This is a genomic window from Labrenzia sp. ATLA3 (genome assembly GCF_057180185.1).
The window spans coordinates 270,337-289,672 of the sequence record NZ_JBXUKV010000003.1; the positions used below are offsets into that span (position 1 = coordinate 270,337).

A 19,336-nucleotide genomic window follows, 5' to 3' on the forward strand; every position below is an offset into this window, starting at 1 on the left:
CAAGGCCGGACGCTGCCGGCATCCGATCCGGACATCAGCGATGTGCATGCCTGCGCCTTGCCGGTTCCCGCAAATCAAACTGGTTTTGACGATCCATTCTTGTATGTATGACATACAAAGGGAACACCCTGTCCCGGCTGGAACGGCCACTTTCACGGAGACTGTGTTGACGACCGGAACGACACTCGATCTGAAGGGCCTGAAATGCCCGCTGCCTGTGCTCAAGACCCGCAAGGCCCTTACCGGGCTCGCCAGCGGCGAACAACTGACAGTGCTGACCACCGACCCGATGGCGGAAATCGACATCCCCCATTTCTGCAACGAACAGGGCCACACCCTGCTGGAGGCAGAACGTGTCGAGGGCGGTCACCGGTTCGTGCTGACCAAAGGCAGCTAGGCGAAAGGCGCTCGGCAACCGGCCCAAAGGATCATTGCATCTTGCCGGCAATCTTGTCGATGTCCGCCGCAAGCTGAAGATCCAGTTTGCTCAGCCCGCCGACATCATGGGTCGACAGCGTGATATCGACGCTGCGGTAGACATTGAACCATTCGGGATGATGGTTCATCTTTTCCGCCACCAGCGCAACCTGCGCCATGAAGCCAAATGCTTCGCGAAAGTTTTGAAACTTGAAGGATTTCGAGATTGCTTCCCGGTCTTCGCACATGTGCCAATCCGGCAAGTCGTTCAGTCCGGCTGCCCGGTCTTCCGGCTTCAGTCGTTCAACCATATGATCCTCCTTGTTTTGCGTAACGGCCCCGCTTGAAAGCAAGCCGTGCGCCTGCTGTGCATTTAGTCCAGTTCTGTGTCAGCCCGAAGGCGGGCCCGCAGCATCCGCCTTGCGACTGTTCAAAGGATAACTCCCTTGCCCCAAACCGTTCTCTTCGTTTGCCTTGGCAACATCTGCCGGTCACCGCTTGCGGAAGGCGTCTTCCGGACCATCGTAAGCGAAGCAGGCCTGGAAGACAGGTTCGAGATCGATTCCGCAGGAACCGGCGCCTGGCACATCGGCAACCCGCCGGACCCGCGCTCTATCGAGATCGCAGCGCAGCACCACATCGACATCTCTTCTCAACGGGCCCGCCAGGTGAAGGCTGAAGACTTCCGCCTTTTCGAGACCATTGTTGCCATGGACCGTGACAATCTCGCAGCCCTCAAGCGTATGGGCGAGACCGGCTCCGCCCGCCTGCAGCTTCTGTTGAACACACCGCCGCAGGACGTTCCCGACCCCTACTACGGTGGACCGGACGGCTTTGAAAAAGTGTACCAGCTTGTGCGGACCGGAGGTGAACGGCTCCTGCGGGATCTGACAGCCGGCGCGTGATGCAGCCTGGATCTTTTTTCCGAAAAGACTGAGTGACGGGGAATTGCCGGGCCCAGGTTCATAAATCCGTCTCAGACACCGATGTAAGAGTGTCTGACCTGCATGGCTTCCTTGGCACGAAAATGAAAATTCTGTGGTGGTCTCTCGCGGCTGCGTTGATCCTGGCCGGACTGGCGACGGTCTGGCTGCCGATCCCGACCGGCGTTCCGCTGCTTGCGCTCGGTATGATTGTCATCGTCGGGACGAGCCGAAGCGCTGCGCGCATGCTGCGAAGCCGCAGGCGCAAGACGCCGCCGCTCAATGCGGCTATCATCTGGGTGGAGGACCGCTCGCCCCTGCGCTTTGCCCGCATCCTGAAACGGACAAGACCACGCAAGAAATAAAGAACAAGAACGTTCAGCGTTCGGACAGAGCCTGGCCGACCCTTCGGAGCGTCCGCCGCCCCCGCGATGCCAGCCCTTGCAAGACGTTCTGCAGCCGCCGTCCCCACACGGTGAACCATTCATCGAGCTGACGATCACTCACCAGGGGCGGCGTCTTGCGATACAGCAGATAATGGACCGCAAGGATCAGCAGCAGCGTTACGCCCCAGGACAACAGCGTATCAGACAGGAAGTGACCGCCGAAGGCGACCCGGTTGGCCGACAGGATCAGGCCGAGCGGGATCAGAAAGGCAAGAGTTCCCTTTCGCCAGGTCGCGGGCACAAGCAAGGCAACCGCTGCCACCAGCCACATGGCAGCCGAGCCTTCGCCGGAAACGAAGGAGCAGTTTTTGTCGCAATAGCTCGAGATCTTCCAGACCGGCTGATAGGGCAAGTCACCGCCGAATATCTCGACCGACCGAGGCCGCGGGCGGCCCCAGTTGTCCTTGAGGACCAGATTGACCAGCACACCCGGACCGAGGATCAGCGTGGAGAGCAGAAACACCGGCTGGCGCAGCGGCATCAACGGTGAGCGGCCCGGCACCAGCAGCTTGATGAGCAAAACCGCCACGCACGCGATGGCGATCACCCGGACGAGAAACGGCCCAAGATGACGGACATCGCGCAAAAACGCGATGTTTTCGGCCTTGAAGCCTTCAGCGCCGAAATGGAAAAGCCCGCTCGCCCACAGATCGACGCCGGGAAAGGCCAGAAAAAACAGCGACACAAGACAGATGTACAGCCCGGTACAAAGCATCGAATGCGTGACGCACCACTTGGCAGTTTTGCTCAAGCCGGTGTTGGGATTATGCTGTTGCTGACGGGGCTGCGACATGGCTGCTCTTTAGCGCATCCAATGGTCCAGTCCAATCCCTTACTGACACCGGCCGGGTCAGATTTTACGGAGTTGCGGAATGTGAAAAATAGTCAGCCGCCCGCGGCCCCTACAGGCACGAACATTGTGTCATTGCAGCAGGACCAGAAGCCGGTGGTGGAATTCTGGTACGAGTTTGCATCCACTTACAGCTACCTCTCGGCCATGCGGATCGAAACACTGGCGAGCGACTACGGCGTTACCATTGCCTGGCGGCCGTTTCTGCTTGGGCCCATTTTCAAGAAACAGGGCTGGGCAACCTCCCCGTTCAATCTTTACCCCGCCAAGGGCCTCAATATGTGGCGCGACATGGAACGGCTCTGCGAACGCTACGGCCTGCCGCTCACCATGCCCTCGCCTTTTCCGCAGGATTCCCTGCTGGCCGCCCGCATTGCACATGGAAGCCAGAACCAGCCCTGGATTGGCGCCTTTACCCGGGCGGTCTATATCGCCGAATTCGGACAGGGGCTGAACATTGCCGACGAAAGCCTGATGGCAGAGCTGCTTCTGGAAACTGGCGCTCCGGCCAGGCAGGTTCTGGAAACCGCGCACAGCCGGGAAACCAAGATAAGCCTGCGTGCCGCCGTGACTGAGGCGGAGAAACTGGGCATCTTTGGCGCCCCAAGTTTCGTCCTTCCGGACGGTGAGCTTTACTGGGGGGACGACCGTCTGGAACATGCCCTTGAATCGGCTGGAAATATGGCTGCGACAGACAGTTGAGGCCCGCCTCACGACCTTTCCGAGACTCCATCGATATACCGACTTGCACGACCCTTGACTACGGAATATATACGAAACGTATACGTTTTATATATTCGCTCATCTCAGGAGACACTCATGGGCATCGTCAAGATCGATGAAGACCTGCACGAGCAGGTGCGCCGGGCCAGCACGGTCATGTGCCGCTCCATCAATGCGCAGGCCGAATACTGGATGAAGATCGGCATGCTGGCAGAGGCCAACCCGACCCTCTCCTACAGCGACATCGTGAAAATGCAGCTCGAAGCAGCACAGGTTCCTTCAGCGAATGCGGCGGTTGCCTGACATGGTCAAGACCCCGGAAGAACTGGACCTCATGCGCAACTCGGGCAAATTGCTCGCCTCCGTTTTCGAGATGCTCGATAACCTCGACCTTTGCGGCCTGTCGACCCTTGCCGTCAATGACATCGTGGAGCGCTTCATAACCGAAGATCTTGCCGCCCGTCCGGCCAGCAAGGGGCAATACGGGTTCGAGTATGTCCTGAACTGCTCAATCAATCAGGTCGTGTGCCACGGCATTCCCGATCAGGACGAGATCATCCGCGACGGCGACATCATCAATCTCGACATCACGCTGGAAAAGGACGGTTTCATTGCCGACTCCAGCAAGACCTACGTGGTTGGAAACGCCAGCGCGGCCGCAAAACGTCTGGTGCGCGTTGCGCAGAAAGCAATGTGGAAAGGGATCGGACAGGTCCGCCCCGGAGCCTATCTGGGCGACATCGGCTACGCGATCGAAAAGCACGCCAAGAAGAACGGCTACTCGGTGGTTCGCGACTATTGCGGCCACGGCATCGGCCGGGAAATGCACGAAGAACCCAGCATCCTGAATTTCGGGCGGCGCGGAACCGGCATGAGACTGCGCGAAGGGATGGTCTTCACTGTCGAGCCGATGATCAATCAGGGCACCAGCAGAGTGTTGACCGAAGACGACGGCTGGAAGGTGGTGACCAGAGACGGCAAACTGTCCGCACAGTTCGAGCACACGGTTGCGGTCACCGCCGATGGCGTCGAGGTCCTGACCCTGCGCCCCGGCGAAACAGCCCTGACAGGCTAGGGCTCTCCCCCCTAACCTGCGCTACGTCCGCTGGCCTGTTTCATCGCCTCGAAAAGAGCAGCGGGCGACAACGGTTTTGTCAGAACATCCCGGAAACCGGCCTCACGCAGGCGCTTGTCGCCAACCGATTCCAGCGCTGCCGTGACGGCGATCAATGGCAGATCCGGGCGAAGAGCGCGAAGTGCCACAGCCGTTTCAACACCGCTCATGCCGGGCATATGCAGATCGAGCAGAGCGGCACCGAAGTCGGTTTTCTGAACAAGATCCACCGCCTGTTCGCCGGATCTGGCAGCCTCTGACGAAATGCCGAAGGATTCCAGCAGCGCCGCCAGCAGGCGGCAATTGGTTTCGTTGTCATCGACGATAAGCACATGCGCCGACAGCGGCCCGGCGGGGGAAGCACCAGCGGTTGCCGCCGCTGTCCCGGTCGGCTGGACCTCGAGCTGCATCGGACCGTCAACACCTGCAAGCAGCGGAATTTCAACATTGAACCGGCTGCCGCCGGTTTCCGAACGCTCCAGCGTCAGCCGGCCGTTCATGTCCCTGACGAATTGCGCCGTGCCCCATAGGCCAAGGCCTGTTCCTGGCGCGGTTTCCCGGCCATGCCGGCCCCGCACAAAGGGTCGGAACAGCCGCGCGCCTTCCTCCGGCTCGATGCCGGGCCCGCTGTCGGCAACGGAAATCAGAATGGAGGACGGCTCGGCCTGGCCAGGCGTCTCGTTAGCATCGCCGCCGCTTGCCCGAACCTCGACCGTGACACCACCTTCGGCGGTATATTTCACCGCATTGTCCAGCAAGGTCGTGATTACACGGCGCAATGTCCCCCCGCTGAAGGTCACCGCTTCGCCAGCCCCCTCGTCGATCCGAACCGTCAGGGTCAGGTTTTTCGCTTCGGCCGCCACCTTGAAAAGATCGGCAATTTCCGTGACGACGTCGGCGATCCGGGCAGATGCCAATTCACCGTGCGATCCCGGTTCGGCGGCAGTGACCAGTTCGCCCGTCATCTGCGTCAAGGCGTCGATGGATCGAATCAGGATCGACAACTGCTCCTTCTGCGTCCCGTTCAAAGGGCCGGTTCCGATCAGTTCCGCGGTCAGACGCATGGCGGCAAGCGGCGTTCTCAGGTCGTGGGCCAGAAGCGCAAGTTTGACGCTGTCCTCGTCATGATTTGCCATACGGCCAGAGTTCCTTCGCCTGAACGGGGCTCAACCGGGCTTGCCAGACAAGCGGCAAAAAGCCAAGTTGGTCGAAATTCTGCTTACCTTGCCGTGTGGCCGCTGTCCATCCACACCGGCATCCACCAATGCCCTGTCCCAAAAACCGGAAACAGCCTTCGGGTTGCTGCTTAGATGCTTGCACAAACACTTACGATCGTCGCCCCGGTATTCCTTCTGATTGGCATCGGCTACTGCCTCGCCAAAACACGCATCCTTGCCCAGAGCGTCAGTGAAGCTCTGGGGCAGTTCGTCTACGTGGTGGCGATTCCGGTGCTGATCTTCCGAACGCTGATCAGCGCAGACCTGAGCGCGGGCGTACCGCTGGCGCTTTGGGCAACTTACTTCATTGGTGTCGGCTTTGCATGGGTTCTGGGGTCGCTGATCATTCGAAAGGTGTTCGGCCGCGATGCCAGGGCAAGCGCAATCGGCGGGATTTCCGCCGCTTTCGCCAACACGGTTCTGGTCGGCCTGCCACTGGTGGCTTCGGTGTATGGCGACAAAGGCCTTGCTCCGCTGCTGCTGATCATCTCGATCCACCTGGCCACGATGACGGTGCTGATGGCAGTGACGATGGAACGGGCGGCGGCAATCGACAATGGCACGACCTCTCCCCCCACCTCCCAATTGCTGATGGGCGCGGGAAAAAGCCTGGTGAAAAACCCGCTTGTCGTCACCATTGTCGCCGCCTTTCTCTGGCGGCTGACTGGACTGAACCTGCCGGAGATCGCCCTTGACGTGCTCAGCCGCGTCGCCGCAACGGCCCTGCCTCTGGCCCTGCTGTCACTGGGTATGAGCCTCGTGCAATACGGCATGCGCGGCAACATTGTGCCAGGCCTGCTGCTCAGCGTCATCAAGATGCTGCTCATGCCGATCGTCGTTTTCGCGGTTGGGGCCTTCGTATTCCACCTGCCGCCCTTGTGGACGGCGGTTGCGACCTTGACGGCAAGCTGCCCCACGGGCGTCAACGCCTATATTTTCGCCAACCGCTATGGCACCGGCCATTCCATGTCCGCAAATGCGATCACCACGACCACGCTTTGCGCCATCGTGTCGACCAGCTTGTGGATCTGGTTCCTGGACCACTGGTTCGGCATGAGCCTGCGCTGAATCCACACCCTAAAGCCCGACGCGCTTGCGCAGCTCAGCGTGGCTCATCCCGGCCTCCCGCAACGACCTCAGGCTGGTGTCTTTGCTGGATTTCGACAGTTTGCGCCCGTCCGTGCCGAGGATCAGCCGATGATGCCGGTAGACCGGCGACGGCAGACCAAGCAGCACCTGCAAGACCCTGTGAACGCTAGTGGCATGATAGAGATCCTGTCCGCGCAAGACGTCGGTTATGCCCTGCCTGGCATCATCGACTACAACAGACAGATGATAGCTGGTCGGCGTGTCCTTCCGGGCAAGCACAACATCGCCCCAGGCTGCCGCATCGACCGGCACGGCGACCGGTTCGGCGAACAGCGCATCGCCTTCCGCCCCCGTTTCCTGCCATGTCAGCGTAACGCCGATCTTTGCAAGCGCGCGTTTCATGTCGAGACGCAGTGAAAACGGCGCGTCGCTGGCAGCCCGGCGCTTGAGCTCCTCCGGCGGCAGGACCTGTGCATCCCCCGGGTAGAGCGGTGCCCCGTCAGGATCGCGTGGCCAGCTTTGTCCATCAGCCTCAGCATTGGAAACATAGGCCTTGATTTCTGCGCGCGTCAGATAGGCGGGATAGACCAGCCCCATGTCCTGCAACTGTTCCAGCGCCGCCCGGTACTGCGGGAAACTGTCTGACTGGCGCAGCACGGGCTCATTGAGCGGCACGCCCAGCCAGGCTAGATCCTCGAACATGTCCCGCTCAAGCTCCGGCGTGCAGCGCGTCTGGTCGATATCCTCCACCCGCACGAGAAACCTCCCGCTGAGGGCAACGGCGGCGCGCGCGTTCAACAACGCCGACAACGCATGGCCGACATGCAGGTGCCCATTGGGCGAAGGAGCAAAGCGGAACACGGGTTGGGTCATGAGATCTGCAAAGTCTGTTGACGCGGAACGGGCCGATGGGTGAAGTCCTACCTATCATTCCCATGCTGCCGCGCAAGAGACAGTCTCAAACCGCAGCCTCAGACATTTTCGGACCAGACCCGCCGCATGATGCCGATTGCCACCGAAAAAGATATCGAAACCGGCCTTGAGTCCCTGATCCGTCTCGACCCTCGTCTGCGGGAGATTTCCGCAACGGCGGGCCCTGTCCCCCTGCGCCGCCGTGCGGCGGACTTCGAAGGCCTTGCCCAGATTGTCACCGGTCAACAGGTGTCGGTTGCCAGCGCGACGGCCATCTTCGCACGGCTCCAGGCGCTGATCTCCCCTCTGACGGCAGAAAACCTGGCACGTTTCACCGATGAAGACCTGGCTGGCGCCGGCCTGTCGCGACCGAAAATACGGACCCTGCGCGCATTGACGGCAGCTTGCGACAAAGGCCTCGACCTGACGCATCTGGCGGAAGCCCCCGCGGAGGAAGCCCACCGCGCCTTATGCGAGATCAAGGGGATCGGCCGCTGGACCGCCGATATCTTCTTGCTGTTTTGTGCGGGGCATCCGGACGTCTTCCCGAGCGGCGATCTTGCCCTGCAGGTGGCGGTTCAGGACTCTCTCGGGCTTACCGAACGCCCAGCACCGAAGGATCTCGACGTTATCGCGCAAGCCTGGTCACCACACCGCGCCATCGCCGCCCGCCTGTTCTGGGCCTGGTACAAGGTGAAGAAACAGGGACGGGAAAGCCTGCCGGTTTAGAGACTGGACGCCTAAAGCGCCCCTATCCGGCAGACATCTCCCCAACCGCCCGAAGCAGAAGGTCGATGTCCTGTGGCCGGGACAGACGATGGTCGCCGTCCGGTACCAGCGAAAAGATGACATCATCCAGCGGCAAGGCGTCGACAAGACGGCGCGCGTGGCTTTCCGGCACATCCGGATCCTGCGCGCCCTGCAGGATGGTGACGGGAGCGCCAAGATGGAGCGGTGCTCCGAACAGAAGGTGTTTGCGCCCGTCCTCGATCAGCTTGCGCGTGATCACATAGGGCGCGTCGCTGTAGGCTGATGGCTGTTCCCAGCGCCCATCCGCAAGGATGGTAGAGCGGATCTCGTCGCTGAAGCGCTGTTTCCACATCAGCTCCTCTGTAAAATCGACCGCTGGAGCGATCAGCACCAGACCCTTGATCCGGCCACAGCCCTTGCGGGCCAGTGCCAGCAGCAAGGCGATCCAGCCGCCCATGGAGGAGCCGACCAAGATGGTCTCGCCCAGGCAATAGGCGTCGAAAACGGCAATCGCCTCCTCCAGCCAGTCGGAAACGCAGGCATCCTCGAAATCACCATCCGACAGGCCATGGCCGGAGTAGTCGAACCGGACAACCTCCTGTCCGTTTCGCTCGCCCGCCTCTGCCAGGGCCTCGGCCTTGGTGCCGGACATATCCGACTTGAAGCCGGACAACCAAAGGACGCCCGGCGCAGAACCTTCCGCGGAACCCGGGGTTTTCCGCACGGCAATCCGGCGACTGGCATCCTTTTTTCCAACCTGGATGAATTGCGGTTCGGACTCACCCATATTAAGGCTCTCATTCTGATAGTTGTTTCCGTCCTGCCATTTGGCACGGACACCCCCGCCTTGACCAGTTCACCGGAGATCCGATTTGGTTCATCTGCCCGCTGAGACCACGATTTTGCAAGTGATCCCGGATCTCAACTCCGGCGGCGCTGAACGCACGACGCTTGATGTGGCCAAAGCGGTAGTCGCGGCGGGAGGAAAGGCGCTTGTTGCAAGCCAGGGCGGCCAGATGGTACCGGAACTGGAAGCGCTTGGCGCAGAACATATCGTCCTGCCCGTCAAATCGAAGAACCCGGCTGTCCTCTGGAAAAACGCGGCGAGGCTGGCGGACATCGTGACCATGCGCAAGGTCAGCCTGCTGCATGCCCGCAGCCGGGCCCCGGCATGGTCGTGCCTTTGGGCCGCACGGCGCACCAAAACACCCTTCGTGACCACCTACCACGGCACCTATAATCAATCGAACGCACTCAAAGGCTGGTACAATTCGGTCATGGCCCGGGGCGATGCGGTGATCGCCAATTCGCACTTCATCTGCAGGCTGATCGAAGAGCGACACCCGTTTGCAAAAGGCAAGATCACCGTCGTCCAGCGCGGGTCCGATCTGAAGGGGCTTCTGCCGGAAAACGTCAGCGCTCTCCGGCTGCAGGCGCTGAAGGACCAGTGGGGCATTCCTGCCGGACGGCCGATCCTCATCAACATGGCCCGGCTGACCGCCTGGAAGGGCCAACGTATCGTGATCGAGGCGATGGCACTCTTGAAAGACAAGACCCTGACCGACCCGATTGCGATCCTCGCAGGCGACCCCCAGGGGCGCGACGGCTATCTGGCGGAATTGAAAAAGCTGGTTGCGGACAACGGCCTGCAGGACAAGGTCCGGATCGTCGGACATTGCGCGGACGTTCCCGCCGCCATGGCGCTGGCCGATATCGCGATCATCGCCTCGGTTGAACCGGAGGCTTTCGGCCGGGCGGCCGTGGAGGCACAGGCCGCACGGGTTCCGGTGATCGTCTCCGATCTCGGAGCAGTGCCCGAAACCGTTCTCGCACCGCCCGATACGCCTGAAGCCGACCGCACTGGATGGCGGGTACCGCCTGGTGACCCTCAGGCCCTGGCGGACAGCATCATCCAGGTGCTGAGCCAGAGCGACGAGGAGAAAAAGAAAGTTGCGGACCGGGCGCTCGCCCACGTCCGCAAGAATTTCTCTGTCGAAACCATGTGCGAGCGTACGCTCGGCGTTTATGCCGACCTGCTGGGCAAGTGATGTCAGCCAGCGCAGCCGCCATATTCAGCTGCGCGCCGAGCAACACTCACGCTGCCAGAGGATAGGCCTCTTCCACCAGATAGGGGCCGCCACCGACGCTAGACTTTGCCGAAAACAGCACGAAGCGCCCGGCGATAAAAGGCTGCGCCTGGAAATTGCCGCGCTCGCTCAGCCACTTGGCCACATCCTCGTTGGTCGAGGTCTTGCAGCGGGCCAGGGTGACATGGGGCACATATTTGCGCCGCTCGGCCGGCAGATGCAGGCGCTGGAGAATGCGCTCCTGCTCGGCCTGCAATTCGGCAAGCTGAGCCGTCGGCTCCACCCTTGCCCAGACCGCATGCGGTTTGCCGTTGCCGAAGGAGCCAAGTCCGTTGAGCCGGATTTCCACCGGGTCCCTGCGGATACGGTCGAGCGCCGCAACAACCTCGTCGGCCGTACGGTCGTCGATGTCGCCGATGAAGCGCAAGGTGATGTGATAGTTCTCCTGATCGATCCAGCGGGCGCCCCGAAGGCCTCCCCGGAGCATCGAAAGCATGAGGGCTGTCTGGGACGGTATCTCAAGGCCTGTAAATAGGCGCGGCATGGGTATTCCCTCCGCTATCGCTGACAAATCCCATGAGGAATCAACTTCATGAAAATCGCAAGACAAAAAGCTAAGGCTTTGAGCGTGTTGAAAAATTCAGCGTAACGCTCAAATGAAAACCGGGCTGGTTCTTCACCAGCCCGGCTTCCGGTTCGCAATTGATTCTCTAAAAAGATCTATCGATCAGGCAGCTAAAGCAGTTACGGCGCCGGGTTGCCGAATTGCTGGTGCAAGGCGTCGATTTTCTCCAGAACATCCTCGCTGAGCGTGATGTCGGCGGCGCCGATATCGGTGTCCAGTTGCTCCAGTGAGGTGGCCCCCAGAATGAGGGACGTCATGAACGACCGCGACACGGCAAAGGCCAGCGCCATCTGCGACGGATCGAGCCCCGCCTCCTGCGCAAGATCCACATAAGCGTCGAATGCCTCGATGGAGCGCGGATCCTCGTAACGCTGCAACCGGTTGAACAACGTCTTGCGGGCGCCTGCCGGCAGAGCGCCATTGCGGTATTTGCCCGTCAGATATCCCTGCGCCAGCGCGGAATAACCCAGCAACCCGACATTTTCCCGCTGAGCAATTTCCGCCAGGCCGGTTTCAAAGGTCCGGTTGACGAGCGAATAGGCGTTCTGGATGGAGACGACCCGCGGCACGTCATACATTTCGGACGCTGCCACATAGCGCATCGTGCCCCAGGCACTTTCATTCGACACGCCCACATGCCGGATCTTCCCGGCCTTGACCAGATCCCCCAGAATTTCCAGCGTCGACTGAATGCTGTTTTCGTCCGCTGCGGGTTCAACATCCGTCCAGCGCGTCGGATTGGAGCCGAAGCCGCCGACGTTCCGGTCCGGCCAGTGGATCTGATACAGATCGATATAGTCGGTTTGGAGGTTCTTCAGGCTGCGATCGACCGCAAATTCGATTTGCTCGCGGACCAGTTTCGCCTTGGCACCGTTTTCGCGGAACCAGTCCATGTCGGTCCGCCCGACCACCTTGGTCGCCATGACGATCTTGTCGCGCATGCCGGTCTTCTTGAACCAGGTGCCGATGATGCGTTCGGTTCGGCCCTGGGTCTCCTTTTTCGGCGGGATCGGATAAAGCTCGGCAGCATCGAAAAAGTTGATGCCCTTTTCGACCGCGCGATCCATCTGGGCGTGACCTTCGGCCTCGGAGTTCTGTTCCCCGAAGGTCATGGTCCCCAGGCAAAGAGCACTGACGTTTATATCGGTGCGGCCAAGACGGCGCTGTTCCATAAGACTATCCTTCAAATTGTGAAAAGGGGGCATTCCGGAAGCCGGGACGGCGTCCACCCCGTGTCCAGGGCAAAACCCCTAGGATTGGGCTTTGGCCAAAAGCTCTTCCACTTTCGGCATGATGTTTTCGACGATGATTTCCACCCCTTTTGAATTGGGATGCATACCGTCGGACAGGTTGAGATCGGGATTGAGGGCAACGCCCTCCAGGAAGAAGGGATAAAACAACGCATCGTGCGCCTTGGCAACATCGGAGTAGATCGGATCAAATGCGTCGGCATATTCCGGCCCAAGATTGCGCGGGGCCATCATGCCAGCGACAAGCACCGCAATGCCCCGGTCTGTCAGCCTGCGGACGATCTCGTCGATGTTCTTGCGCGTCAGCTCCGGCGAGATGCCGCGCAACGCGTCGTTTGCCCCCAGTTCCACGATAACGGCATTCGCGTCCGGCCCGACGGACCAGTCCAGCCGGGACAGCCCGCCGCTGGAGGTATCCCCCGAGACACCCGCATTGACAACCTCGACCGACTGCCCCCTGGCGTCGAGCGCTTTCTGGAGCTGATCGGCAAACCCCTCACCCGCGGAAAGCTGATATCCCGCGGACAGACTGTCCCCAAGAACCACCAGCTTCAGATCGGCCGACTGGGCCGCCATGGGGAGGAAGGACAGGATGATTATCGTCAGGCAGGCAATAAACCGGTTCACTTGAACACTCTTTTGGGACTGGAAGACGCTTTACAACAGGCCCATATGGTCGCAGAGCGTCCAATTGTCGAGGGCTTGTATCTGTCAGGAAGACGATCACACGCCCAATGTAAAGGCCAGAGAATGACAAATTCGCCCGCGATCGCCCTTAAAGACGTTCACCTGACCCTCGGCGAAGGCGCCGGTCAGGTGCATATCCTGAAGGGGATCGACCTTCAGATCGAGAAGGGGGCCTCCGTCGGTCTTGTGGGCCCATCGGGATCGGGAAAATCGACATTGCTGATGGTCATGGCGGGCCTCGAACGCGCTGATGAAGGATCGGTCAACGTGGCCGGATCGGAACTCGGCCCCTTGTCGGAAGACCAGCTTGCACGGTTCCGCGGCCGCAATGTCGGCATCATCTTCCAGTCGTTTCACCTCGTGCCCAACATGACAGCGCTGGAAAACGTGGCCGTTCCGCTGGAACTTGCCGGCGATGCCGCCGCCTTCGACAAGGCCAGGGCGGAACTGGACGCCGTTGGCCTCGCTCACCGCATGAACCACTATCCGGCGCAGCTGTCCGGCGGCGAACAGCAGCGTGTCGCTGTGGCGCGGGCCCTGGTTGTCGAACCCGAAATCCTGATTGCGGACGAACCGACCGGCAATCTCGATGAAAGCACGGGCGCGCAAATCGTCGACCTGATGTTCACAGCCCAGAAAAACCGGGGCACCACGCTGGTGCTGGTCACCCACGACCCGAGCCTTGCCGCCCGCTGCGACCGCATGATCCGCGTGCGCTCCGGTGAAATTGAAGAGGAAACGTCCGATAGCGCCCGCCGCGAGGTGTCTGCATGAGCGCGTTTGTCCCGGGGGGCATCCCGGCAAACCATCAAACGCTGCGCCTGGCAGCCCGGTTCGCTTTCCGGGAACTGCGCGGAGGCCTCAAGGGATTTTACATCTTCATCGCCTGTATCGCGCTTGGCGTCGCGGCCATTGCGGGCGTCACCTCTGTCTCCCGCGCCCTGACCGAAGGTATCTCCCGCGAAGGGCAGACCATCCTGGGCGGAGATCTCGATTTTTCGCTGATCCACCGCGAGGCCGACGCCGAACAGCTTGCCTATCTGAACAGCCTCGGCGACGTGTCCCGCGTTGCGACCATGCGGGCGATGGCCCGCCGCCCGGAGACCGGCGATCAGGCCCTCGTCGAGCTGAAAGCCATCGACACCCCCTACCCGCTTTACGGCACGTTTGAGCTTGCCTCCGGAGAACCGCTCGAAACAGCCCTGGCCCGCAAGGACGGAACCTGGGACGCCGTTGCCGATCCCTCCCTTCTGGCACGGCTCGGCGCAAACGTTGGCGATACGCTGTCGCTCGGGCGCGCCACCATCCGCATTACGGGCACCATTGCCAATGAACCCGACAAACTGTCCGGCGGCATGGAGTTTGGTCCGCGCCTTCTGATTTCCGACGCAGCCCTTCCCGAAACCGGATTGATCCAGCCCGGCAGCCTGGTGCGCTGGCATTACCGGGTGCGCATGGCCCCGGCGCCCAACCTGGAAGCAATGGAAGAGATCGTCGAAGAGGCCAAGGCCGCGCAGCCGGAGGCCGGTTGGCGTATCCGGTCGCGCGCCAATGCATCCCCCGGCCTGCAACGCAGCATCGACCGGTTCGCCCAGTTCCTGACGCTGGTCGGGCTGACCGCGCTGGTGGTCGGCGGCGTCGGTGTCGCCAATGCCATCCGCGCCTATCTGGAAACCAAGCGCGAGGTGATCGCCAGCCTCAAGTGCCTGGGGTCTACGGGCGGCTTCGTCTTCAAGATCTATCTGGTTCAGATGCTGGTGCTGGCCCTGCTCGGCATCGCGGTCGGCCTTCTGCTTGGGGCCTTGATCCCCTTTGCCGCTGCCGCCGCCCTTGCACCGGTGCTTCCGGTCAAGCTTGCAGCCAGCATTTATCCGGCAGAACTTGGCCTTGGGCTTATCTACGGTCTTCTGACCGCGCTCGCTTTCGCGATCTGGCCGCTGGGGCGAGCTCACGACGTGCCGCCAACAGCCCTCTTCCGCGATATTGTGACGGGCGGTGCCAAGCTGCCGCGCAAACGCTATCTGGTCGCCACGGGCGTTACCGTACTTGCCCTTGCCGCCATTGCCATTCTGCTGGCCCATGATCAGCGCATGGCGGGCATCTACATCGCGGCCTCCGCGGCGGCCTTCATGCTGCTGGTGCTGGTCGCCCGCGGGATCATGGCCGTTGCCAGGCGCTTGCCCAGCGTCCGCTCGACCGAGCTCAGACTGGCGATTGCAAATATTCATCGCCCCGGCGCGCTGACCCCGTCGGTTGTCCTGTCTCTCGGGCTGGGCCTGTCGCTTCTGGTCGCGCTTGCCCTCATCGACGGCAACCTGCGGCGCGAACTGACCGCGACGATTGCCGACAAGGCTCCGAGCTTTTTCTTCATCGACATCCAGAGCCATGAACGCGATGCCTTCGAGGCACTGCTGAAGACCGAGGCCCCGGCCGCCAACCTTCAGAGCGTTCCCATGCTGCGCGGCCGCATCGTCTCGCTGAACGGGATTGCTGCCGACAAGTTCGTGCCGGCTCAGGAAGGCTCCGGCTGGGTGCTGCGGGGCGACCGCGGCATAACCTATGACGCCAATCTGCCGAAGAACTCGAAACTGGAACAGGGGTCCTGGTGGCCGGAGGATTACTCCGGCATTCCTCTGGTGTCCTTCGACGCGGGGGCTGCCACCGATCTCGGTCTCAAGGTCGGAGACCGGATCACGGTCAACGTCCTTGGGCGGGAAATCACGGCGGAGATTGCCAACACGCGGACGGTGGAATGGCAGAGCCTTGCGATCAATTTCGTGATGGTGTTCTCGCCCAACACTTTTGCCGGCGCCCCGCACGCCCACCTGATGACACTCGGCTGGGACGACGACGTTCCGGAGGACACTGAACTAGCCCTCCTCAAGACCGTCTCCAATGCCTTTCCGACAGTAACGGCCATCCGGGTGAAGGACGCGATCTCGCAAGTCAACGATCTTGTGGCGCAGCTCGCCTGGGCCATCCGGGGCGCAAGCTCGATCACGCTGATCGCAAGTGTTCTGGTTCTGGCAGGGGCCCTCGCGGCCGGTCACCGCAGTCGAATCTACGATGCCGTCATTCTGAAAACCATCGGAGCGACACGGGCTCGACTGATTTTCGCATACGCGCTCGAATACGCCATCCTGGGGCTTACAACAGCGGTTTTCGCCCTGCTGGCAGGCGCTGTTGCCGCCTGGTACGTAATCACGCGGATCATGGACGGGTCCTTCGTGATGATGCCGGTCACGGCAGCGGGGGCCGCATTGATCGCACTGGTGTTGACGGTTGGCTTCGGTCTCATCGGCACCTGGCGCGTCCTGGGTGAAAAACCTGCGCCTGTCCTCAGGAACCTGTAGCGCCTGCCGTTGCTGACCGGCCTCGCAAACGGCAGGGAAATGCCTCCGGCAGGCTATTTCCAGGGCGCTGGCAGCCTTGGCAAAGCAAGACCGAACACATTCTTTCCAGAGGCCGATCTATTGTGATCCGGCCTCGGCAGGCTTTGGCAATCGTCGCTTTGGAGAAAGTCTCGAAATACACTCCCGCCGCGTCAAACATCAGCCCCGGACAACTTGCATACTGAATTGATCTTGGCTATCCGGTTTAGCTCCGGGCAGTTTGTTAAAAGGGGCCATTCCATGTTCAAGTTATTCCCGAAATTTCGTTTGAAGACCATCGCGAGGGCCGCCGCCCTTTCCGCAGTTGCCGTTATGGCATTCGCTCCGGCCGCTTCGGCCGAAAGTCCGTTTCACACCGGCGTCTGGCAGTTGAACACGCCGGAAGGCCCGCGCGGACTTGTCGTCAGTGACTGGCTCGTTTTCGAAAACGGCCTGCCAAAGCGCTGGCTCTACCGCAGGGCTGGCACAAACGACGCCAACCAGTTCGATTTTTTCACCCGTTCCATGAATGATTCCGGCTACACGCCGGTTGGCATCCGGGTGTACCGCACCGGCGACAACGCGATGAAATACACCCTTGCGCCCAAGGGCAAGGAACCGATCGAGGTTTCCGCCGTTCGTCTGTCCATTCCGAATTTCGAGAATTCCTGCCTGTCCGTCGAGAAGAAAGGCAAACGCTTCTTCGGCAACTGGGTCGGCACCGAAGGCTCCAAACTCAAGAAGCTGAACGTCTCGAAAAACCGGTTGACCATTGATGGCCAACCCCGCAAGGTTTCGATTGAGGAAGTTCGTGTCGGCCGCATGGGCATTACCGAAGACGGCAAGCCGATCGCCTTCCTCACCGATGCTGGTGGCGACTATGCGGTTCTGCAATGGTTCAAGCCGGGCGTGAGCGTTGAGCAGATGCGCAATCCGGACAAAGAAATCCTGGACTTCGCGTCGGAGGAAATCGTTCGTAATCCGGCCGGCACCTGCGACAGGCAGATCCAGTCCCGCCTGAAAGCCATGAAATAAACTGGCTGAATCTCAGTTTGTTCTTAAGGATAGACTGAATTAAACGGCCCCGAGCGCGAAGATTACAAATTTTTTCAGAGAATCCGACTTGTGCTCGGGTCGGTCTTTTCCCATATGTTGAGGGAGTTGTGTTGCATGCGCGATTGCATGCTCACGTCTATCTAGAAAGGGATTCATACGACCATGTCGACCTATGACCGTCAATCTCAAGGCGCGTATACCGTCGCCGGCGCACGCGCCGAGGCCGGCATCGATCAGGGCCTGCGCTCTTATATGCTGGGCGTCTATAACTACATGACGATCGGCCTTGCGCTGACCGGCTTGTTTGCGCTGGCCACCGTCATGCTCGCCACCACCACCGATCCGAACGCTGCCGTCGCCAGCCTCGGCAACGGTCGCATGCTTACCCAGCTTGGCGTTGCCATCTACGGCAGCCCGCTGAAGTGGGTTGTCATGCTTGCACCGCTCGGAATGGTGTTCTGGCTGTCCTTCCGCATTCAGTCCATGAGCGCCAGCTCTGCGCGCGCCCTCTTCCTGGTCTATGCGGGCGTGATGGGTATTTCCCTGTCTTCGATCTTCCTGGTCTACACACCGGGCTCGATCGCTCAGGTCTTCTTCATCACCGCCGGCACCTTCGGCGCGCTGAGCCTGTTCGGCTACACCACGAAGAAAGACCTGTCCGGCTGGGGCTCGTTCCTGTTCATCGGCCTGATCGGTATCGTGATCGCGTCGCTGGTCAACATCTTCATGGCATCTTCTGCTCTGCAGTTCGCGATCTCCGTAATCGGCGTCCTGGTGTTCGCTGGCCTGACCGCCTACGACACCCAGCAGATCAAGGAAATGTACTACGAAGGCGACAGCGGTGAAGTCGCAACGAAGAAGTCCGTCATGGGCGCTCTTCGCCTCTACCTCGACTTCATCAACCTGTTCATCATGTTGCTGCAGCTTTTCGGCAACCGCGACTAAGCGCAGCCTCTTGAACAAACGGAAAAGCCCGGCACAGCCGGGCTTTTTTGTGTCCAATCGACAGCTTCCATATCGTCATGACGCTGTCTCTTCTCCACTGAGGGGAAGCCTTCAAACGGCACCGTCCATGGTCAGCAGAACGCAAGGAAGCTGGTAAGGCTTTCAAGCCACCTTGGGCCACGTCTCAGGCGTCGACCACCCGAAGATGCTTCTTCTTTTCCAGAACCTTGAGCACCTGTGCCAGGTCGTGCCCGCGCTTCAGGATCAAGCCCCCGGTTGCCACGACCGAGTAAGCGCCCTGGCGCCGGGCCATCTTCGGATCCTTTTCGATCCGGTAGAGCGGCATCTCCGATGACCTGCGAAACACGGAGAAGACGGCTCGGTCCTTGAGAAGATCGATGGCATAGTCCCGCCACTCGCCATCGGCGACCATGCGCCCGTAGAGCCTCAGAATGACATCGAGTTCGCGCCTGTTGAAGGCAACAACGGGTTTGGAAGGGGGAGCCGGGTGATGTTGTGGCGACGGGCCTGCACCCGCACCACGCTGAAACGCGCTGTCGTCGGCCTCACTCATTCCGCCTCCATTCCGCTCGCGGTTCCGCAGCAGACAGGCACTGGCCATGAGAATCGTCGAGGCAATGCCTGTCACCCGGTTGTCATGATGCGTTGTCTTTGGCCAGTCTGGCAAGCCCGCAACGTCATAATCACCGACCCCGGTCCGCGACCAGCGTAATTTTGCCAATAAACTTCGCAGCGAGAAGTGTAAAAACGAACGTTACGGCAGTTTGCCAAGAAAGAATGCCTAAATTTCCTTGATTTTGCCGCATTCCAGCCCTTGGCCAGCCATTTTAACCACCCATATTAGGATCATACC

The 19,336-nt window shown here is 60.6% G+C and carries 22 protein-coding genes; 13 read left to right on the forward strand and 9 right to left on the reverse strand.

Features of this window, described 5'->3' with window-relative positions; genetic code table 11:
* The first annotated feature begins 163 nt into the window (after positions 1-163).
* Complete coding sequence (locus AC2A6O_RS09180; protein ID WP_498926550.1) at positions 164-397, forward strand: sulfurtransferase TusA family protein; 234 nt, start codon at positions 164-166, stop codon at positions 395-397.
* 31 nt (positions 398-428) lie between these two features.
* Here the strand turns inward: AC2A6O_RS09180 and AC2A6O_RS09185 are convergent, their stop codons facing one another.
* Positions 429-728 carry a 4a-hydroxytetrahydrobiopterin dehydratase gene (locus AC2A6O_RS09185; RefSeq protein ID WP_148583702.1) on the reverse strand — a complete coding sequence of 100 codons (300 nt, stop codon included), beginning with the start codon at positions 726-728 and terminating at the stop codon, positions 429-431.
* A gap of 135 nt (positions 729-863) precedes the next feature.
* On the opposite strand from AC2A6O_RS09185, the gene AC2A6O_RS09190 reads away from it, so the two are divergent.
* Together AC2A6O_RS09190 and AC2A6O_RS09195 are read left to right on the forward strand one after the other, a co-directional pair.
* Positions 864-1,322 carry a low molecular weight protein-tyrosine-phosphatase gene (locus tag AC2A6O_RS09190; RefSeq protein WP_498926551.1) on the forward strand — a complete coding sequence of 153 codons (459 nt, stop codon included), beginning with the start codon at positions 864-866 and terminating at the stop codon, positions 1,320-1,322.
* Positions 1,323-1,411: 89 nt separating this feature from the next.
* The gene (locus tag AC2A6O_RS09195; protein ID WP_498926552.1) at positions 1,412-1,705 is read left to right on the forward strand and encodes a hypothetical protein; all 294 of its coding nucleotides are present in this window, start codon (positions 1,412-1,414) and stop codon (positions 1,703-1,705) included.
* A gap of 13 nt (positions 1,706-1,718) precedes the next feature.
* On the opposite strand, the gene AC2A6O_RS09200 is transcribed toward AC2A6O_RS09195, so the two are convergent.
* Positions 1,719-2,579, reverse strand: coding sequence for a phosphatase PAP2 family protein (locus tag AC2A6O_RS09200; protein WP_498926553.1), 861 nt, complete (start codon positions 2,577-2,579; stop codon positions 1,719-1,721).
* An 81-nt stretch (positions 2,580-2,660) separates the two neighbouring features.
* Here AC2A6O_RS09200 and AC2A6O_RS09205 point away from each other — a divergent pair, with 81 nt between their 5' ends.
* The 3 genes from AC2A6O_RS09205 (at position 2,661) to map (ending at position 4,434) form a co-directional block, all read left to right on the forward strand.
* Positions 2,661-3,338: a 2-hydroxychromene-2-carboxylate isomerase gene (locus AC2A6O_RS09205; protein ID WP_498926554.1), complete on the forward strand. Its 678-nt coding sequence runs from the start codon at positions 2,661-2,663 to the stop codon at positions 3,336-3,338.
* A gap of 117 nt (positions 3,339-3,455) precedes the next feature.
* Positions 3,456-3,662 carry a ParD-like family protein gene (locus AC2A6O_RS09210; protein ID WP_498926555.1) on the forward strand — a complete coding sequence of 69 codons (207 nt, stop codon included), beginning with the start codon at positions 3,456-3,458 and terminating at the stop codon, positions 3,660-3,662.
* A 1-nt stretch (position 3,663) separates the two neighbouring features.
* The gene (map, locus tag AC2A6O_RS09215; RefSeq protein ID WP_498926556.1) at positions 3,664-4,434 is read left to right on the forward strand and encodes a type I methionyl aminopeptidase; all 771 of its coding nucleotides are present in this window, start codon (positions 3,664-3,666) and stop codon (positions 4,432-4,434) included.
* An 11-nt stretch (positions 4,435-4,445) separates the two neighbouring features.
* Here map and AC2A6O_RS09220 read toward each other — a convergent pair whose 3' ends face one another.
* Complete coding sequence (locus AC2A6O_RS09220) at positions 4,446-5,609, reverse strand: hybrid sensor histidine kinase/response regulator (protein WP_498926557.1); 1,164 nt, start codon at positions 5,607-5,609, stop codon at positions 4,446-4,448.
* 174 nt (positions 5,610-5,783) lie between these two features.
* On the opposite strand from AC2A6O_RS09220, the gene AC2A6O_RS09225 reads away from it, so the two are divergent.
* Complete coding sequence (locus AC2A6O_RS09225; RefSeq protein WP_498926558.1) at positions 5,784-6,758, forward strand: AEC family transporter; 975 nt, start codon at positions 5,784-5,786, stop codon at positions 6,756-6,758.
* A 9-nt stretch (positions 6,759-6,767) separates the two neighbouring features.
* Here the strand turns inward: AC2A6O_RS09225 and gluQRS are convergent, their stop codons facing one another.
* Positions 6,768-7,652 (reverse strand): tRNA glutamyl-Q(34) synthetase GluQRS, encoded by an 885-nt coding sequence (gluQRS, locus tag AC2A6O_RS09230; RefSeq protein WP_498926559.1) that lies wholly within the window; start codon positions 7,650-7,652, stop codon positions 6,768-6,770.
* A gap of 126 nt (positions 7,653-7,778) precedes the next feature.
* On the opposite strand from gluQRS, the gene AC2A6O_RS09235 reads away from it, so the two are divergent.
* A complete protein-coding gene (locus AC2A6O_RS09235; protein ID WP_498926560.1) occupies positions 7,779-8,420 on the forward strand; it encodes a DNA-3-methyladenine glycosylase family protein in 642 nt (213 codons plus the stop codon).
* 22 nt (positions 8,421-8,442) lie between these two features.
* Here AC2A6O_RS09235 and AC2A6O_RS09240 read toward each other — a convergent pair whose 3' ends face one another.
* Positions 8,443-9,228 (reverse strand): alpha/beta hydrolase, encoded by a 786-nt coding sequence (locus tag AC2A6O_RS09240; RefSeq protein ID WP_498926561.1) that lies wholly within the window; start codon positions 9,226-9,228, stop codon positions 8,443-8,445.
* A gap of 85 nt (positions 9,229-9,313) precedes the next feature.
* Between AC2A6O_RS09240 and AC2A6O_RS09245 the strand changes: the two genes are divergently transcribed.
* Entirely contained in the window at positions 9,314-10,489 is a 1,176-nt protein-coding gene (locus AC2A6O_RS09245) for a glycosyltransferase family 4 protein (protein ID WP_498926562.1), read from the forward strand.
* A gap of 46 nt (positions 10,490-10,535) precedes the next feature.
* Here the strand turns inward: AC2A6O_RS09245 and thpR are convergent, their stop codons facing one another.
* From thpR to AC2A6O_RS09260, 3 genes are all read right to left on the reverse strand, one after another.
* Positions 10,536-11,072, reverse strand: coding sequence for an RNA 2',3'-cyclic phosphodiesterase (gene thpR / locus AC2A6O_RS09250; RefSeq protein WP_148583711.1), 537 nt, complete (start codon positions 11,070-11,072; stop codon positions 10,536-10,538).
* A gap of 200 nt (positions 11,073-11,272) precedes the next feature.
* Positions 11,273-12,325, reverse strand: coding sequence for an NADP(H)-dependent aldo-keto reductase (locus tag AC2A6O_RS09255; RefSeq protein WP_148583712.1), 1,053 nt, complete (start codon positions 12,323-12,325; stop codon positions 11,273-11,275).
* 78 nt (positions 12,326-12,403) lie between these two features.
* Positions 12,404-12,979 carry an arylesterase gene (locus tag AC2A6O_RS09260; protein WP_498927078.1) on the reverse strand — a complete coding sequence of 192 codons (576 nt, stop codon included), beginning with the start codon at positions 12,977-12,979 and terminating at the stop codon, positions 12,404-12,406.
* Between the two features lie 174 nt (positions 12,980-13,153).
* Here AC2A6O_RS09260 and AC2A6O_RS09265 point away from each other — a divergent pair, with 174 nt between their 5' ends.
* The 4 genes from AC2A6O_RS09265 (at position 13,154) to AC2A6O_RS09280 (ending at position 18,462) form a co-directional block, all read left to right on the forward strand.
* Positions 13,154-13,864: an ABC transporter ATP-binding protein gene (locus AC2A6O_RS09265; protein ID WP_498926563.1), complete on the forward strand. Its 711-nt coding sequence runs from the start codon at positions 13,154-13,156 to the stop codon at positions 13,862-13,864.
* Positions 13,861-16,443, forward strand: coding sequence for an ABC transporter permease (locus tag AC2A6O_RS09270; protein WP_498926564.1), 2,583 nt, complete (start codon positions 13,861-13,863; stop codon positions 16,441-16,443). Before AC2A6O_RS09265 ends, AC2A6O_RS09270 begins: the two co-directional genes overlap by 4 nt.
* A 279-nt stretch (positions 16,444-16,722) precedes the next feature.
* On the forward strand, positions 16,723-17,496 hold the full coding sequence (locus tag AC2A6O_RS09275; protein WP_148583716.1) for a hypothetical protein: 774 nt from the start codon (positions 16,723-16,725) through the stop codon (positions 17,494-17,496).
* A gap of 183 nt (positions 17,497-17,679) precedes the next feature.
* Positions 17,680-18,462: a Bax inhibitor-1/YccA family protein gene (locus AC2A6O_RS09280; RefSeq protein WP_148583717.1), complete on the forward strand. Its 783-nt coding sequence runs from the start codon at positions 17,680-17,682 to the stop codon at positions 18,460-18,462.
* A 184-nt stretch (positions 18,463-18,646) separates the two neighbouring features.
* Here the strand turns inward: AC2A6O_RS09280 and AC2A6O_RS09285 are convergent, their stop codons facing one another.
* Positions 18,647-19,036, reverse strand: coding sequence for a DUF2794 domain-containing protein (locus tag AC2A6O_RS09285; RefSeq protein ID WP_148583718.1), 390 nt, complete (start codon positions 19,034-19,036; stop codon positions 18,647-18,649).
* Positions 19,037-19,336: the final 300 nt, after the last annotated feature.

What these genes read in the sequence shown, in the direction of transcription:
- AC2A6O_RS09185 (WP_148583702.1), bottom strand. Translation starts at nt 728, where the DNA reads ATGGTTGAACGACTGAAGCCGGAAGACCGGGCAGCCGGACTGAACGAC.
- AC2A6O_RS09200 (WP_498926553.1), bottom strand. Translation starts at nt 2,579, where the DNA reads ATGTCGCAGCCCCGTCAGCAACAGCATAATCCCAACACCGGCTTGAGC.
- AC2A6O_RS09210 (WP_498926555.1), top strand. Translation starts at nt 3,456, where the DNA reads ATGGGCATCGTCAAGATCGATGAAGACCTGCACGAGCAGGTGCGCCGG.
- map (WP_498926556.1), top strand. Translation starts at nt 3,664, where the DNA reads ATGGTCAAGACCCCGGAAGAACTGGACCTCATGCGCAACTCGGGCAAA.
- AC2A6O_RS09220 (WP_498926557.1), bottom strand. Translation starts at nt 5,609, where the DNA reads ATGGCAAATCATGACGAGGACAGCGTCAAACTTGCGCTTCTGGCCCAC.
- AC2A6O_RS09225 (WP_498926558.1), top strand. Translation starts at nt 5,784, where the DNA reads ATGCTTGCACAAACACTTACGATCGTCGCCCCGGTATTCCTTCTGATT.
- gluQRS (WP_498926559.1), bottom strand. Translation starts at nt 7,652, where the DNA reads ATGACCCAACCCGTGTTCCGCTTTGCTCCTTCGCCCAATGGGCACCTG.
- AC2A6O_RS09235 (WP_498926560.1), top strand. Translation starts at nt 7,779, where the DNA reads ATGATGCCGATTGCCACCGAAAAAGATATCGAAACCGGCCTTGAGTCC.
- AC2A6O_RS09240 (WP_498926561.1), bottom strand. Translation starts at nt 9,228, where the DNA reads ATGGGTGAGTCCGAACCGCAATTCATCCAGGTTGGAAAAAAGGATGCC.
- thpR (WP_148583711.1), bottom strand. Translation starts at nt 11,072, where the DNA reads ATGCCGCGCCTATTTACAGGCCTTGAGATACCGTCCCAGACAGCCCTC.
- AC2A6O_RS09255 (WP_148583712.1), bottom strand. Translation starts at nt 12,325, where the DNA reads ATGGAACAGCGCCGTCTTGGCCGCACCGATATAAACGTCAGTGCTCTT.
- AC2A6O_RS09260 (WP_498927078.1), bottom strand. Translation starts at nt 12,979, where the DNA reads ATGGCGGCCCAGTCGGCCGATCTGAAGCTGGTGGTTCTTGGGGACAGT.
- AC2A6O_RS09265 (WP_498926563.1), top strand. Translation starts at nt 13,154, where the DNA reads ATGACAAATTCGCCCGCGATCGCCCTTAAAGACGTTCACCTGACCCTC.
- AC2A6O_RS09270 (WP_498926564.1), top strand. Translation starts at nt 13,861, where the DNA reads ATGAGCGCGTTTGTCCCGGGGGGCATCCCGGCAAACCATCAAACGCTG.
- AC2A6O_RS09275 (WP_148583716.1), top strand. Translation starts at nt 16,723, where the DNA reads ATGTTCAAGTTATTCCCGAAATTTCGTTTGAAGACCATCGCGAGGGCC.
- AC2A6O_RS09280 (WP_148583717.1), top strand. Translation starts at nt 17,680, where the DNA reads ATGTCGACCTATGACCGTCAATCTCAAGGCGCGTATACCGTCGCCGGC.
- AC2A6O_RS09285 (WP_148583718.1), bottom strand. Translation starts at nt 19,036, where the DNA reads ATGAGTGAGGCCGACGACAGCGCGTTTCAGCGTGGTGCGGGTGCAGGC.